14 protein-coding genes are annotated in these 14,734 nt (G+C 68.7%); 11 read left to right on the forward strand and 3 right to left on the reverse strand.

The genetic code is table 11. The features are described 5' to 3' along the window. Positions 1-66: 66 nt before the first annotated feature. Together ADBZ5N_RS06195 and ADBZ5N_RS06200 are read right to left on the reverse strand one after the other, a co-directional pair. Positions 67-867, reverse strand: a complete 801-nt coding sequence (locus ADBZ5N_RS06195; protein WP_526256611.1) for an SDR family oxidoreductase — start codon at positions 865-867, stop codon at positions 67-69. Then, entirely contained in the window at positions 867-1,508 is a 642-nt protein-coding gene (locus ADBZ5N_RS06200; protein WP_526256612.1) for an MBL fold metallo-hydrolase, read from the reverse strand. Before ADBZ5N_RS06200 ends, ADBZ5N_RS06195 begins: the two co-directional genes overlap by 1 nt. A 35-nt stretch (positions 1,509-1,543) precedes the next feature. Here ADBZ5N_RS06200 and ADBZ5N_RS06205 point away from each other — a divergent pair, with 35 nt between their 5' ends. The 10 genes from ADBZ5N_RS06205 to purF all read left to right on the forward strand — a co-directional run bounded on the left by ADBZ5N_RS06205 (position 1,544) and on the right by purF (position 11,536). Further along, positions 1,544-2,200, forward strand: coding sequence for an ATPase (locus ADBZ5N_RS06205; protein WP_526256613.1), 657 nt, complete (start codon positions 1,544-1,546; stop codon positions 2,198-2,200). Between the two features lie 78 nt (positions 2,201-2,278). Beyond that, positions 2,279-2,518 carry a phosphoribosylformylglycinamidine synthase subunit PurS gene (gene purS / locus ADBZ5N_RS06210; protein ID WP_526256614.1) on the forward strand — a complete coding sequence of 80 codons (240 nt, stop codon included), beginning with the start codon at positions 2,279-2,281 and terminating at the stop codon, positions 2,516-2,518. Positions 2,519-2,550: 32 nt separating this feature from the next. Beyond that, positions 2,551-3,225 (forward strand): phosphoribosylformylglycinamidine synthase subunit PurQ, encoded by a 675-nt coding sequence (purQ, locus tag ADBZ5N_RS06215; RefSeq protein WP_526256643.1) that lies wholly within the window; start codon positions 2,551-2,553, stop codon positions 3,223-3,225. Between the two features lie 17 nt (positions 3,226-3,242). Then, positions 3,243-4,526: a M18 family aminopeptidase gene (locus tag ADBZ5N_RS06220; RefSeq protein ID WP_526256615.1), complete on the forward strand. Its 1,284-nt coding sequence runs from the start codon at positions 3,243-3,245 to the stop codon at positions 4,524-4,526. Next, positions 4,523-4,876, forward strand: coding sequence for a VOC family protein (locus tag ADBZ5N_RS06225; RefSeq protein ID WP_526256616.1), 354 nt, complete (start codon positions 4,523-4,525; stop codon positions 4,874-4,876). The genes ADBZ5N_RS06220 and ADBZ5N_RS06225 overlap by 4 nt, the downstream gene beginning before the upstream one ends. Positions 4,877-4,897: 21 nt before the next feature. Then, positions 4,898-7,174: a phosphoribosylformylglycinamidine synthase subunit PurL gene (purL, locus tag ADBZ5N_RS06230; RefSeq protein ID WP_526256617.1), complete on the forward strand. Its 2,277-nt coding sequence runs from the start codon at positions 4,898-4,900 to the stop codon at positions 7,172-7,174. Beyond that, a complete protein-coding gene (locus ADBZ5N_RS06235) occupies positions 7,171-8,895 on the forward strand; it encodes an alpha/beta hydrolase (RefSeq protein ID WP_526256618.1) in 1,725 nt (574 codons plus the stop codon). Before purL ends, ADBZ5N_RS06235 begins: the two co-directional genes overlap by 4 nt. Further along, a complete protein-coding gene (locus ADBZ5N_RS06240) occupies positions 8,892-9,557 on the forward strand; it encodes an Rv0804 family intramembrane glutamic endopeptidase (RefSeq protein WP_526256619.1) in 666 nt (221 codons plus the stop codon). The genes ADBZ5N_RS06235 and ADBZ5N_RS06240 overlap by 4 nt, the downstream gene beginning before the upstream one ends. After that, positions 9,554-9,955, forward strand: a complete 402-nt coding sequence (locus ADBZ5N_RS06245) for a sterol carrier family protein (RefSeq protein WP_526256620.1) — start codon at positions 9,554-9,556, stop codon at positions 9,953-9,955. Before ADBZ5N_RS06240 ends, ADBZ5N_RS06245 begins: the two co-directional genes overlap by 4 nt. Before the next feature lie 72 nt (positions 9,956-10,027). After that, the gene (purF, locus tag ADBZ5N_RS06250; protein ID WP_526256621.1) at positions 10,028-11,536 is read left to right on the forward strand and encodes an amidophosphoribosyltransferase; all 1,509 of its coding nucleotides are present in this window, start codon (positions 10,028-10,030) and stop codon (positions 11,534-11,536) included. 2 nt (positions 11,537-11,538) lie between these two features. Here the strand turns inward: purF and ADBZ5N_RS06255 are convergent, their stop codons facing one another. Beyond that, entirely contained in the window at positions 11,539-12,858 is a 1,320-nt protein-coding gene (locus tag ADBZ5N_RS06255; protein ID WP_526256622.1) for an NAD(P)H-binding protein, read from the reverse strand. Positions 12,859-13,048: 190 nt separating this feature from the next. Between ADBZ5N_RS06255 and ADBZ5N_RS06260 the strand changes: the two genes are divergently transcribed. Next, on the forward strand, positions 13,049-14,731 hold the full coding sequence (locus ADBZ5N_RS06260; protein ID WP_526256623.1) for an amidohydrolase: 1,683 nt from the start codon (positions 13,049-13,051) through the stop codon (positions 14,729-14,731). Positions 14,732-14,734 lie beyond the last annotated feature (3 nt).

A 14,734-nucleotide genomic window follows, 5' to 3' on the forward strand; every position in this document is an offset into this window, starting at 1 on the left:
CTTCCAGTACGCCTGGCTGTTGGCGACCGCCGATCCGGATCGGTTCGGTGAGCCCGCTGCCAAGAACTAGCGGCCGGTACCGCTGGCTGTTGTGGCGATCCCGCCGTCCACCGGGATGACCGCCCCGGTCAGGTAGGAACCCGCTCTGCTGGCCAGGAAGACCGCGATACCGGCCATGTCGTCGTCGCGTCCAATGCGCCGCAGCGGCGCACCGGCGGCGATCGCCTCGCCGAACGCCTCCAAGGTTGCCGCCATCATCTTCGACGGAAACGGGCCGGGTGCGATCGCATTCACGGTGATGTGTTGCGGCCCTAGTTCTCTGGCCAGCACCCGGGTCAGTTGATGGATCGCTGCCTTGCTCGCGGAATAGGAATACGTCGGCATCGGGCTGACGTGGATGCCGTCGATGCTGCCGATGTTGATGACGCGCGCCGGATCGTCGAAGGTGCCCGCCCTGCGTAGCCCGGGGAGCAGTTCCTGAACCATCCAGAACGGCGACTTGACGTTCAGGTCGAGCACCCGATCCCAGGCCGCGGCGGGAAAGCTCTCCAACGGCTCACCCCAGGTCGCACCGGCGTTGTTCACCAGGATGTCGAGGGCGCCGGTGCGTCCCAGCACCTCGGCGGCCAGTCGTTGGCACTCGTCGTGGCGCGCCAGATCGGCCGGTAAGCCATGCACGTCACCGAACTCCGAAAGAGTCTCGACGGCCTGTTCGCACGCGTCAGCCTTGCGGGAACTGACCACGACTGAGGCGCCGGCCTGCAGCAGGCCGCGGGCGATCATCATGCCGATCCCACGGGTGCCGCCGGTGACCAATGCTGTCTTACCGCGTAAGCCGAAAAGCCGCTCCAGATCCGCTGTGCTCATCACCAGAACCGTACCGACTTCTCTTCAGGCAGCGCCCGGAAGTCGGTGTCGGTCATGTCGGTCAGCCGACCGTAGAAGATCGGCAGCGCCTGCGCGGCGATGATCCCCTGGTGGATCGGGACCGCATGGCGGGGCGCCACGGCGCGCAGATAGTCGACGGCTTCGGAGATCTTCAGCCACGGGGCCGCCGCCGGGGTGGCCAACACCTCCACCGGCTCATCGGGGACGAACAGCGCGTCACCGGGATGCATGAGCCTGGCCGGATGCTCGTCATCCCCGACGAGGTAGGAGATGTTGTCGATCACCGGGATCTCCGGGTGGATCACGGCATGACGGCCGCCGACTCCGCGGATGGTCAGCCCGGCGACGTCGAGGTGGTCGCCGGCGTAGACCGGTTGCCAGTCGCCGCCGAGGATGGCGGCGGTCTGCGGGTCGGCGTACAGCGACGCTTGCGGGTTGGCCGCCACCAAGGCCGGCAGTCGGAGCGGGTCGGCGTGGTCGGGATGCTGGTGGGTGATCAGGATCGCTGACAGACCGGTGACGCCTTCGAAGCCGTGTGAGAAGTTGCCCGGGTCGAATAACAGCCGTGCGACACCGAACTCCGCCAGCAGACATGAATGACCGAAATGCGTCAATTCCATGCTTACGATTGTGCGCGCTCACAGGAGGCGGCGGGATGCGTATTGCGCTCACGGCAGTGGTGGTTACCTGTTGTGTGTTTGCCGCGCCGGAGGCTTCCGCGGAGCCCGCCAGCACCTGCCCGCCGGCCTGCAACCGCATCCCGGCCACGGCCTGGATCGCCCCGGCCGCGATCCCGCTGAACTCCACCTACTCCTGGCCGAATCTGGCCGGACTCGCCGTCACCTCCCGCCCGCCTCGGTTCGGCTTCGAAGAACTCTGCGGCACAACGATGAGCCCGGCCGACCCGCGTCACTACGCCGTCGCGGAGCGTTCGGAGGTCTCCCATCCCGTCGGCGAGTGGCAGCTACGGGCACAGGTGGTGCACTGGCGCGGCGAGACCTGGCGCGGCGGTCAACTCGCCCACGACGCTGTGGCCGCCGCTGCCGCCGCGCTGCGGGCCTGCCAGGCCACCAATCCGAGCGCATCGGCCTCGCTCATCGTCGATGAGCCCGACCGGGTCGCCGCCGCGATCAGCGGCCCGGTGGTGATGCACCAGTACCTGGTGGCCGATCCGGTCACCAGCACGGTCACCGAACTGTCGCTGTGGTCCCAGGCGCCGGCCCGCACACCATGGCCGGCGGTCACCGATAGCGCGGTCCTGGACTCCCTCGGCGCGCCGTTGTGCACCGCCTACCTCGGCTCCTGCCCGTGATCGCACCGGTAGGATCAGCGCCGCACCATCCGTCGACATAAGGAGCACGTCGGCCTCTCGCCGACACAAAGGAGAACAGTGCCCCGGGTAGTTGTCACCGTGATGCCCAAAGCCGAGATCCTCGACCCCCAGGGTCAGGCCATCGTCGGTGCACTCGGCCGATTGGGGCACGCCGGCGTCGCGGATGTCCGGCAGGGCAAGCGTTTCGAACTTGAGGTCGACGACACGGTGACCGACGACGAACTGGCCGAGATCGCCGAGTCGCTGCTGGCGAACACCGTGATCGAGGACTGGTCGGTCACCCGGGATCCGGCGTGAGCGGCCAGCGAGAAGCCGAAGGCGGACCACGCATCAGCGCGCGGGTTGGGGTCATCACCTTTCCGGGGACCCTCGACGACGTCGACGCCGCCCGCGCGGTCCGGTTGGCCGGAGCCGAGGCGGTCAGCCTGTGGCACGGCGACGCCGACCTCAAAGGGGTAGACGCCGTAGTCGTGCCCGGCGGCTTCTCCTACGGCGACTATCTCCGGTGCGGGGCCATCGCGAAGTTCGCCCCGGTGATGGGTGAAGTGGTCGCCGCAGCCGACCGCGGTATGCCGGTACTGGGTATCTGCAACGGTTTTCAGATCCTCTGCGAGGCAGGCCTGCTGCCCGGCGCGCTGACCCGAAACTCCGGCCTGCATTTCATCTGCCGCGACGTGTGGCTGAAGGTGGACTCCATCACCACGGCCTGGACATCCCGCTACGAGTGGGGGGCCGAACTGCTCGTCCCGCTGAAGTCCGGCGAAGGCCGTTACGTGGCAAGCGAATCCGTGCTCGACGAACTCGAAGGTGAAGGCCGGGTGGTGTTCCGTTACGCGGAGAACCCCAACGGCTCGATGCGTGACATCGCCGGCGTCGCGTCGGCCAACGGCCGTGTCGTCGGCCTGATGCCACATCCGGAGCACGCCACCGAGCCGTTGACCGGGCCGTCCGACGACGGGTTGGGGATGTTCTACTCCGCACTCGATGCGGTGCTGACGGCCTGACCCGTGAGTCCACAGCGATGAACGGGGCCACCGCGCACGGCCTGTGCGAGTTCGTCGACGCCTCCCCGTCGCCGTTCCACGTCTGCGCGACGGTGGCCGCGCGGCTGCGTGCCGCCGGCTACACCGAACTCGCCGAGACCGACCGCTGGGATGACAGCCCTGAAGGGCGGTTCTTCACCGTCCGGGCCGGGTCGCTGATCGCCTGGCACGCCGCGCCGACGCGTGAACCGGCCGCGGCGCCGTTCCGGATCATCGGTGGCCACACCGACAGTCCCAATTTGCGGGTCAAACAACACCCCGACAGCGCGGTCGCCGGCTGGCAGGTCCTGGCTCTGCAGCCCTACGGCGGTGCCTGGCTGAACTCCTGGCTGGACCGCGATCTGGGGATCAGCGGCCGGCTGTCGGTGCGCGACCCGGACGCCGATGGCGGGCTGCGCCACCTGCTGATCCACCTCAACGAACCGCTGCTGCGGGTGCCGCAGTTGGCGATTCACCTTGCCGAGGACCGCAACTCGGTGAGCCTCAACCCGCAGCGCCACCTCAACGCGGTGTGGGGGGCCGGCCAGCGGCCCCGGTCGCTGCACCACTGGGTCGCCGAACGGGCCGGGGTCGCGCCCGAAGACCTGCTGTCGGCGGACCTGATGACCCACGTCCTGGAACCGGCCCGGCTCATCGGTGTCGACGAGGATCTCGTCAGCGCGCCCCGGCTGGACAACCAGGGCACCTGCTACGTCGGGCTGGAAGCCCTGCTGGCCGCCCAACCCGGGCCCAACATTGCGGTGCTGGCGCTGTTCGACCACGAGGAGGTTGGCTCCACCTCGGATCACGGCGCCCAGTCGGAGTTCCTGGTCACCACTCTGGAACGGATCGTGCTGGCCGGCGGCGGGGACCGGGAGGATTTCCTGCGGTTGACGACCGCCTCGATGCTGGCCTCCGGCGATATGGCGCACGCCACCCACCCCAACTACCCCGAACGGCACGAGCCCGGGCACCTGATCTATGTCAACGGCGGCCCGGTGCTCAAAGTGCAGCCCAACCTGCGCTACGCCACCGACGGGCGCACCGCCGCGGCGTTCGAACTGGCCTGCCGGCAGGCCGGGGTGCCACTGCAGCGCTACGAGCACCGCGCCGACCTGCCGTGCGGTTCGACGATCGGACCGATGGCCGCCGCGCGCACCGGCATCCCGACCGTCGATGTCGGCGCCCCGCAGTTGGCCATGCACTCGGCCCGTGAACTCATGGGCGCGGCGGACGTGGCCGCCTACAGCGCTGCGCTACAAGCATTTCTGGAGCCGCGATGACACTCAGTCTGGAAATGATCACCGTCGACTGCACCGACCCCGCACGGCTGGCGCAGTGGTGGGCCGAGGCGGTCGGTGGGTCCGTCGTACCCCTGCCCGGTGGTGATTTCGTCCTGGTGGTCCGAGACAACTGGCCCGCCCTCGGGTTTCAGCGCGTCCAGACGCCGACACCGGGCAAAAACCGGGTGCACCTGGATCTCACGGCGTCTGATCTCGACGTCGAGGTGGACCGCCTGCTCGGCCTGGGCGCCACCGAGACCGGCCGGCATTGCCTCGACGGCGGTTTCCGCTGGGTGGTGCTGGCCGACCCGGACGGCAACGCGTTCTGCGTGGCAGCACCCCGGCCCTGAGCCCTCACTAGACTCACCTGCGTGACCGTCGACACCGTCGAGTACGCCTCCGCCACTCCCGAGCACCCCCAGCCCCACCGGGAACTGGGCCTCAAAGACGACGAGTACCAGCGCATCCGCGACATCCTCGGCCGCCGTCCCACCGACGCTGAACTGGCGATGTACTCGGTGATGTGGAGTGAGCACTGCTCCTATAAGTCCTCGAAGGTGCACCTGCGCTACTTCGGCGAGACCACCACCGAGGAGATGCGCGCCGGCATGCTCGCCGGAATCGGGGAAAACGCCGGCGTGGTCGATATCGGTGACGGTTGGGCCGTCACCTTCAAGGTGGAGTCGCACAACCACCCCTCCTTTGTGGAGCCCTACCAGGGCGCGGCCACCGGGGTGGGTGGCATCGTCCGCGACATCATGGCCATGGGTGCGCGCCCGGTCGCGGTGATGGACCAGTTGCGCTTCGGCGCCGCCGATGCCCCCGACACCCGCCGCGTGCTCGACGGGGTGGTGCGCGGGATCGGCGGCTACGGCAACTCCCTGGGACTGCCCAATATCGGTGGCGAGACCGTCTTCGACGCCTCCTACGCCGGCAATCCCCTGGTGAATGCGTTGTGCGTCGGCGTGTTACGCAAGGAGGATCTGCACCTGGCGTTCGCCTCCGGCGCGGGCAACAAGATCATCCTGTTCGGTGCCCGCACCGGCCTGGACGGCATCGGCGGGGTGTCGGTGCTGGCCAGCGATACGTTCTCCGGAGACGAGTCGGGTGCAGGCAGAAAGAAACTGCCCAGCGTGCAGGTCGGCGATCCCTTCACCGAAAAGGTACTCATCGAGTGCTGCCTGGAGCTTTACGCAGCCGGGCTGGTGATCGGTATCCAGGATCTTGGTGGAGCTGGATTGTCCTGCGCCACATCCGAACTCGCCTCGGCTGGTGATGGCGGAATGGCCATCGAACTGGACCGGGTTCCGCTGCGAGCCAGCAATATGACTCCGGCTGAAGTTCTTTCCAGCGAGTCCCAGGAGCGGATGTGCGCGGTGGTCGCGCCGGAGAACGTCGAGAAATTCATGGCGGTCTGCCGCAAATGGGATGTGCTGGCCACGGTCATCGGTGAAGTCACCGATGGTGACCGGCTGCGGATCACCTGGGAAGGGCAAACCGTCGTCGACGTCCCCCCGCGCACCGTCGCTCACGAGGGGCCGGTCTATCAGCGACCGCTGGCCCGGCCCGACAACCAGGACATGCTCAACGCCGACACCTCGGCGAAATTGCCGCGACCACAGACGCCCGACGAGTTACGCGCCACCTTCCTGGCGATGCTGGGCAGCCCGCACCTGTGCAGTCGCAATTTCATCACCGAGCAGTACGACCGCTACGTCCGGGGCAACACGGTGCTCGCCGAGCATGCCGACGGCGGGGTGTTGCGCATCGACGAACAGACCGGACGCGGTATCGCGGTCTCCACCGACGCCTCCGGCCGGTACACCCTGCTCGACCCGTACACCGGCGCGCAACTGGCACTGGCCGAGGCTTATCGCAACGTCGCTGTCACCGGGGCGACGCCGATCGCCGTGACGAACTGCCTCAATTTCGGCTCCCCGGAGGACCCGGGCGTCATGTGGCAGTTCGCCCAGGCCGTACGCGGGCTGGCCGACGGCTGTGCGGCCCTGGGCATTCCGGTCACCGGGGGCAACGTCAGCTTCTACAACCAGACCGGTGCGACCGCGATCCTGCCGACCCCGGTGGTCGGTGTGCTCGGTGTGCTCGATGACGTGCGCCGGCGGTTGCCCACCGGCCTGGGTGCCGAACCGGGTGAGACGCTGTTCCTGCTAGGGGACACCCGCGACGAATTCGACGGCTCGATCTGGGCGCAGGTCACCGCCGATCATCTCGGGGGCGTGCCGCCGCAGGTGGATCTGGTCAGGGAGAAGCTCCTTGCCGAGGTCCTCGTGGCGGCCTCCCGCGACGGCTTGGCTTCGGCTGCCCACGACCTCAGTGAAGGTGGGTTGATCCAAGCCGTCACCGAAGCCGCCCTCGCCGGTGAATCCGGTTGCCGCATCGTGCTTCCCGAAGGTGCCGACCCGTTCGTGTGGCTGTTCTCCGAGTCCGCGGGCCGCGCGCTGGTCGCGGTTCCGCGCACCGAGGAGAGCCGGTTCCGGGCCATGTGCGAAGCTCGTGAACTTCCCGCGACCCGCATCGGGGTCTCCGATAACGGATCGGATTCCGTTGAGGTGCAAGGTCAATTCAGTATGACGCTGGAGGAACTGCGCAGCACGTCTGAAGGAGTGCTGCCCAGGCTCTTCGGATGACGCACGCGTCAGTGCTGACTTGGGCGTGGAGTTTGGTGCGCCTGGAGTTCACCGGGGTGGCCTTCGCGGCGATCTTCTTCTGTCTGTCGCTGACCCCGTCGCTGCTGCCGCGCGATTGGATCATGGGCGGCATCACCGGCGGAATCAACGCGGCGATCGGATACGGCATCGGGGTCCTGGTCGCGGCCATGCTGCGGGTTGCGCTTCGGGGACGCTCCTGGTGGCCGCTGCCGCGGCGGTGGCGTTACGGCCTGCGGGCCGGCATCGTCACGCTCTCGATCGGCTCGAGCCTGTTGATGGTGATCCCCGCCGCGGCCTGGCAGCGGCGAATCGCCGCCCTGATGGGCATCGAAGGACCGGCCACCACGGGGTATCTGCGTACGGTGGCGGTGGCCCTTGCGGTCGGCGGTGCCCTGGTCGCGGCAGCCCGGCTCATCAGGGACGTCATCAAAGCACTGGCGCGCCTGATAATCCGCCGCCTGCACGTCGACGACGAGGTCGCGATGTTCATCGGCACCGCGATCGTGGTCATCTTGATGGTGACCCTGGTCAACGGTGTCCTGGTGCGGGGGCTCCTGACCGGAGCCAGTGCGGTGTTCCAACCCAAGAATGCCACCACCCGGCCCGGCATCGAGCAACCACAACGGAGCGAAAGAGCAGGCAGCCCAGCATCTTTCGCCCCCTGGGACAGCCTGGGATTCCAGGGCCGCAACTTCGTCGGTACCGGGCCGGACGCTGCCGAACTGACCGAACTCAACGGCCGGCCGGCCAAGGAGCCCATCCGGATCTATGCCGGTCTGCAGTCGGCCCCCACGGCCGAGGCGCGGGTTTCGGTGCTGCTGTCGGAACTGCAGCGCACCCGTGCGTTCGATCGCAGCCTCCTGGTGATCATCCCGACCACCGGAACCGGCTGGGTTGACCCGGTCGCCGCCCGTTCGATCGAGTCGATGTACAACGGCGACACCGCCTTGGTGGCCATGCAGTATTCCTACCTGCCCAGTTGGATTTCGTTTCTGGCCGACCGGGACAAGTCGGTGCAGGCCGGGCGGGCCATGGTCGACGGCATCCACCGGCGCTGGCTGCAGTGGCCGGCCGAGCGGCGGCCCACACTCGCCCTCTACGGGGAAAGCCTCGGCTCGATGGCGGGGCAGGGTGCGTTCGGATTCCTGCCCGACGTCGAGGACAGGGGCTTCACTTCGGTGCTGTGGGTGGGGCCGCCGAATTCCAGCAACCTGTGGCGGGCGCTGACCGTGCGGCGCGATCCGGGGACCCCTGAGGTCCAGCCGCGCTACGACAACGGACGCACCGTGCGCTTTGCGCAGGCCTCCAGCGCTGAGGAGATCGCCGCCGTCGCCGCCAGGCCGCCGTGGAGCCGAACGCGGGTGCTTTTCCTGCAGCACGCCTCCGACCCGGTGGTGTGGTGGTCGCCGGACCTGCTGTTCGAAAAGCCGGACTGGCTCGACGAACCACCCGGATTCGACCGCAGCCCCGCCATGCGCTGGTACCCGATCGTCACCTTCTTACAGGTCAGCGCCGACATGGCCGGCAACGTGACCAATGCGGCTGGCACGCCGGACGGGCATGGCCACAACTACGGCGACAGCCAACTCGACGGATGGGTGGCGGTGGCCGCGCCCGACGGATGGACCCGGGTGGACACCGATCGGATCCGCCGGTCCCTGGAGAAGCTGATCGCTGCGGGCGGCCCGGAGTTCGCATGAGGCTCGACCAACGGCAGGCTCGGCTCAGGGCGATCGCGTTGGCCGGCGCCCTGGTGGGGTGGAGCTTTACCGCCGGCCTGGATCAGCCCTGGCGGCGTCATCCGGTCGCGCAGGCCGCCTACGGCACCGCGCTGGCCGCCGTCGCGCGCGCCCCCTTGGGGCTGCGGCCCCCGGCGCTGCGGTCGGGACTGCGGGCCGGGCTTGCGGTGGCCGGTGCGGTGGCAGCCGGGGTCGCGGTCAGCGCGGCGGTGCCGAAGGTTCGGGCGGCGATGCTCGAGCGGGATCTGCCGCAGCGGCCGCAGCGCTGGCTGGTGGTGGAGATTCCGCTGGGCACGGTGTGGTCGGAGGAGACCGCCTTCCGAGGCGCGCTGGCGACGGTGGCCGCCGAGGCGTTCGGGGCGCGCGGCGGGCGGTTGCTGCAGGCGCTGACCTTCGGTCTGACGCACATCCCGGATGCCCGCGGGACTGGTGAACCGGTGCTGGGCACCATCGCCGTCACCGGCCTGGCCGGTTGGGTGTTCGGGCTGCTGGCCGATCGTTCCGGCAGCCTGGCCGCACCGATGCTGGCGCATCTGGCCATCAACGAGGCCGGTGCCATCGCCGCCCTGGCCGCCCAGCGCAGGGCCCGCAGTCCACTGTCGCCGGCCGGGCGGCTCCGGTGAGCCGATCCGTCGACCCGCAGGCGGTCCGCGAGGCGGTCACCGCGGTGCAGGACTGGCTGCGCGACGAGACCAACCCGGCGCCCGACCGGGCCCTGGTGGCCTCGGCGGTGCGACTGACCGCCCGCGCCCTGGCCGCCGCGGTACCCGGAACAAGCGTCGAGGTGCGGGTGCCGCCTTTCGTTGCGGTGCAATGTGTTTCGGGCCCCCGGCATACCCGCGGGACGCCGCCCAACGTGGTGGAGACCGATCCGCGGACGTGGCTGCTGCTGGCGGTCGGCCGCCTCGGGTTCGACGAGGCGGCGGCGCAGGGACGGCTCAGCCTCTCGGGATCCCGCGCCGGTGCCATCGCGGAGATGTTTCCGCTGGTCACAATCCCGGCGCCGGAACACGACGAGTGATCTCACGTGGAATTCCCGCTTTGAGGCCCGGCCGCCGTAGACTCGACAACGCCACCGACGCCAGGGAGCAATGTGACCGGCCAACTGGAAAACGAACCTCGCGAAGAGTGCGGCGTCTTCGGCGTCTGGGCTCCCGGCGAGGAAGTCGCCAAACTCACCTACTACGGCCTCTACGCCCTGCAGCACCGCGGCCAGGAAGCCGCCGGCATCGCGGTGGCCGACGGCTCGCAGGTGCTGGTGTTCAAGGACCTCGGCTTGGTCAGCCAGGTGTTCGATGAGCAGACCCTCGGCGCCATGCCCGGCCACGTCGCGATCGGGCACTGCCGGTACTCCACGACCGGGTCGACGACCTGGGAGAACGCCCAGCCGGTGTTCCGCAACACCGCCGCCGGGACCGGGGTGGCGCTGGGGCACAACGGCAATCTGGTCAACACCACCGACCTGGCCGCCCGGGCCCGCAAGGCCGGGCTGATCAACCACAACGCCCCCGGTGCGGCTACCACCGACTCCGACATCCTCGGCGCCCTGCTGGCCGGCGGTGCGGCGGACACCAGCATCGAACAGGCCGCCCTGGAACTTCTGCCGACGGTTCGCGGCGCGTTCTGCCTGGTGTTCATGGACGAGACCACGCTGTACGCGGCCCGCGATCCGTTCGGGGTGCGCCCGCTGTCGCTGGGACGGCTGGACCGCGGCTGGGTGGTGGCCTCGGAGACCGCGGCGCTGGACATCGTCGGCGCCTCCTTCGTGCGTGACATCGAACCCGGTGAACTGCTGGCGATCGACGCCGACGGGGTGCGTTCCACCCGGTTCGCCCCGCCCACCCCGAAGGGATGCGTCTTCGAGTACGTCTACCTGGCCCGGCCCGACAGCGTCATCGCCGGGCGTTCCGTGCACGGCGCCCGGGTGGACATCGGCCGGCGGCTGGCCCGGGAGAAGCCGGTGGAGGCCGACCTGGTCATCGGTGTGCCCGAGTCCGGCACCCCCGCGGCGGTGGGCTATGCCCAGGAGTCCGGGATTCCGTTCGGGCAGGGCCTGATGAAGAACGCCTACGTGGGCCGCACCTTCATTCAGCCGTCGCAGACCATCCGCCAACTCGGTATCCGGTTGAAGCTCAACCCGCTGCGGGAGGTCATCCGCGGCAAACGGCTCATCGTGGTCGACGATTCCATCGTGCGGGGCAACACCCAGCGTGCCCTGATCCGGATGCTGCGCGAGGCCGGTGCGGTCGAGGTGCACGTCCGCATCGCCTCACCGCCGGTGAAGTGGCCGTGTTTCTACGGTATCGACTTCGCCACCCCGGCCGAACTGATCGCCAACGCCCCGGGAACCCAGACCGATGACGGCGAGATGCTGGAGTCGGTGCGCCAGGCCATCGGCGCAGACACCCTGGGCTACATCTCGCAGCAGGGCATGATCGCCGCCACCGAACAGCCCGCCAGTCGACTGTGTTGCGCGTGTTTCGACGGCACGTACCCGATCGAACTGCCCACCGCCACGGCGCTCGGCAAGAACGTCGTCGAGAATATGCTCGCCGCAGTCCAGGCCGACAACGACAACGTCTCGGCGCTGAGTCGACCCTGACTTCAGCTGACCGCTGAGGTCACCTTCTTCACCCGCCGGTCCAGGGCCATCGCCTGCAATGGACGCCCCGCATACCAATACGCGCGCCCGACCAGCCCGCGCGGATAGAAAATCGCCCGCTGCTCGTAGCGACTGCCGGTGCCTTCGGGGGTAATGCGCACCTCCAGCCACCGGTCGCCCGGGCCGCTGCGGGCAGATCGCAATTTCAGCAGTCCGTCCCCACGCTCCTCGACCTTCCAGTGTTTGGGCAGGCTGCTTTCGACCGCCTTCCAGAGTTTTTCGGGGCCCGCGGTGGTGTGCAGCGCCCGGGTGTCGGTGTAGACCACCTCGCCCGCCCACTCCGGGTCGCTGGGCAGTTGTGCGGCAGTACCGGTGTTCCAGGTGGTTTCGACCTCGCCGCGCGCGATCCGCGCCAACGCCAGTGACACCGACCGCCGATACGGGGTCAGCCCGCCCTCGGGCGGCGCGATGATGGTGTCGATGTCGTGGTTGCTCATCACCGCATCACAGTGCAGGGACTCCACCAGCGGCCGCGCCAAGCCCGCGGGAATCGGCGTCACCAACCCCACCCACAGCGAGGCGATCCGGGGGGTAAGCACCGGCAACACCAGAATCCGGCGCGGGCGCAGTCCTGCCACCTCGGCATAGACCTGCATCATGTCGCCGTACTCCAGCACGTCCGGCCCGCCGATGTCCCACTCCCGCGATTCGGGCACCGCGCAGGTGGCGGCTGCGACCAGGTAATGCAGGACATCGCGGATCGCGATCGGCTGAATCTTGTTGTGCACCCACTTCGGGGTGGTCATCACCGGAAGCCGATCAGTGAGATGGCGGACCATCTCGAACGATGCCGAACCCGACCCGACCACCACGCCGGCTTGCAGGACGATGGTCTCGATCCCCGACGCGATGAGGATTTGGCCCACGGTGGTGCGCGATCCTAGGTGCTCGGACAGCTCCGCGCCCTCCGGGTGCAGTCCGGACAGGTAGATGATGCGGTGCACACCGGCCTTGCGGGCGGCGTTGACGACGTTGAGTGCGGCGCGGCGCTCTTCGGCGGCGAAGTCCTTCTCGAACCCCATGGAGTGCACCAGGTAGTAGACGACGTCGATGCCCGTGAAGGCCGCCTCCAGCGACGCCGGATCGCCGAGGTCGCCCTTGGCGACCTCAATGCGGTCGCGCCACGGCACGTTGTCCAGTTTGTCGGGGTTGCGGGCCAGAGCCCGCACCTCGAAGCCGCTCTCCAGGAGCCGGGGCACCAGCCGCCCGCCGATGTAACCCGTCGCGCCGGTCACCAGGCACCGGAGCTTGCCAGCCGCCATGCCACCTCCTCGTCGATACCGATTGAACCTGCTGACCGCCCGCGCTGCAGCGGGTGTGTGGCGACGTCACCGGGTCGTCAGGAAAACCGGCCCCAGCGCCATCGTGCCATCGTTAGGCGCCCAGGGATCTCAGGGTGTCACACCCCGAATCCTCCGTGCCCACCAGTCGGCGCGGCTAGCGTCAGGATTCGTGGCCAACTCCTATCTGATCACCGACGGCCCCATCTGGACCGCCGACCCCGCTCAGCCCTGGGCGCAGACGGTGGTGGTGCGCGGGGCAGATCTGGTGCACGTCGGGACCCGTGCGGGCGCCGAGGACTTCATCGACGCCGGCACCGAGGTGATCGAACTGGACGGGCGGATGTGTCTGCCCGGCTTCATCGACGCCCACAACCACTTCGCCTCGATGGCGGTGTCCAAGCTCGGCGTCAACCTCTCCGGCATCGTCGGGCGGGACGCTGTTCTCGCCGCGATCCGCCGGTGGGTGGCCGATCAACCCGCCGGCGCACCGCTGCGGGGCTATGCCTGGATGCCCGACTCCTTCGAGGAACGCTCTCCGCGCCGGGAGTGGCTCGACGAGATCACCGGCGACCGCCCGATGTACCTGTTCTCCGCCGACGCCCACGACATCTGGTTCAACACCGCCGCGATGCGCGCCGCAGGAATCAACGCGTCCACCCCCGATCCGGATCCGGGCGCCCAGTACTGGATCCGAGACCCGGACGGCACGCCCACCGGCCACGCCGTGGAGGCTGCGTCCTACATGCCGATCATCATCGCTCAGGACTTGTTCTCGGTGACCAATATCCGCAGCGCGCAGGAGTTGACGTTGCAGGCCGCGCCGTCGTGGGGGGTCACGTCTTACTTCGAGGCCGGTGCCGCCGCCGGTCCGACCAGCGCCGACGCCCGCTGGATCTATGCGGATCTGGTGGCGCAGGATCAGGCCGGTGCGCTGCCGGTGCGGGTGGCAGGCTCGTACTGGACCCGCACCCCCAATGACGATCCGGCGGACATCGTCGAGAACCTAAAGGCCTGGAATGCCGAACTGCGCTCCGAACACCTGCAGATCAACACCTGCAAATTGTGGGCCGACGGCACGTTCATGAGCGGCGGGGCACTGCTGCTCTCACCATGCGTCGGACACGGCGCAGACGACCTTGGCGCCATGACATTTCCGCCGGACCATATCGAAGCGCAGATCGCGGCGACCCAGGCGGCCGGCTTCGACATGCACATCCACGTCGACGCCGACGGATCGGTGCGGGTGGTGCTGGATGCCTACGAGCGGGCGATGCGCCGAGTGGTCTCCTCGGGCGACTCTTTCCAGCCCCGGCACGTCATCGCCCACAACTCGATGGTCGACCCGGCCGACCTGCCGAGATACGCGGCAATGGGAATCGTCGCGAACTGCACCCCGCTGTGGGGCACCGACTACAACGGCCAGTACCTGGACATCTACACCTCAATGCTCGGCGCAGACCGGGTCGAGGAGCGGCTGTTTCCCTATGGCGACCTGGTCCGTTCCGGCGCGACGGTTACCTACGGCAGCGACATCCCCGGCGTCGACATCGACGAGGGCCCGCCGCTGATCCAAATAGAAGCGTTGGTGACCCGTAAGCGGCCCGGATACCCGGACGACCAGCCCTTGGTCCCCCGGCAGCGGATCGGCCTGGCCGATGCGCTGCGAGGCTACACCGCCAATGGCGCCTACCAGCTTCGGCTCGAGCACCGCACCGGCACCCTGACCGCGGGGAAGGCCGCCGATCTCACCGTGCTGGGCGCTGATCTTTTCCGCGTCGACCCACACGAGATCCATGCGGTGCCGGTGGTGCTCACCATGATGGACGGCCGCATTACCCACGACGCCCGGTGAGCT

Source organism: Mycobacterium sp. (genome assembly GCF_044370595.1).
Classification (GTDB): Bacteria; Actinomycetota; Actinomycetes; order Mycobacteriales; family Mycobacteriaceae; genus Mycobacterium.

What these genes read in the sequence shown, in the direction of transcription:
- ADBZ5N_RS06195 (WP_526256611.1), bottom strand. Translation starts at nt 867, where the DNA reads ATGAGCACAGCGGATCTGGAGCGGCTTTTCGGCTTACGCGGTAAGACA.
- ADBZ5N_RS06200 (WP_526256612.1), bottom strand. Translation starts at nt 1,508, where the DNA reads ATGGAATTGACGCATTTCGGTCATTCATGTCTGCTGGCGGAGTTCGGT.
- ADBZ5N_RS06205 (WP_526256613.1), top strand. Translation starts at nt 1,544, where the DNA reads ATGCGTATTGCGCTCACGGCAGTGGTGGTTACCTGTTGTGTGTTTGCC.
- ADBZ5N_RS06220 (WP_526256615.1), top strand. Translation starts at nt 3,243, where the DNA reads ATGAACGGGGCCACCGCGCACGGCCTGTGCGAGTTCGTCGACGCCTCC.
- ADBZ5N_RS06225 (WP_526256616.1), top strand. Translation starts at nt 4,523, where the DNA reads ATGACACTCAGTCTGGAAATGATCACCGTCGACTGCACCGACCCCGCA.
- ADBZ5N_RS06235 (WP_526256618.1), top strand. Translation starts at nt 7,171, where the DNA reads ATGACGCACGCGTCAGTGCTGACTTGGGCGTGGAGTTTGGTGCGCCTG.
- ADBZ5N_RS06240 (WP_526256619.1), top strand. Translation starts at nt 8,892, where the DNA reads ATGAGGCTCGACCAACGGCAGGCTCGGCTCAGGGCGATCGCGTTGGCC.
- ADBZ5N_RS06255 (WP_526256622.1), bottom strand. Translation starts at nt 12,858, where the DNA reads ATGGCGGCTGGCAAGCTCCGGTGCCTGGTGACCGGCGCGACGGGTTAC.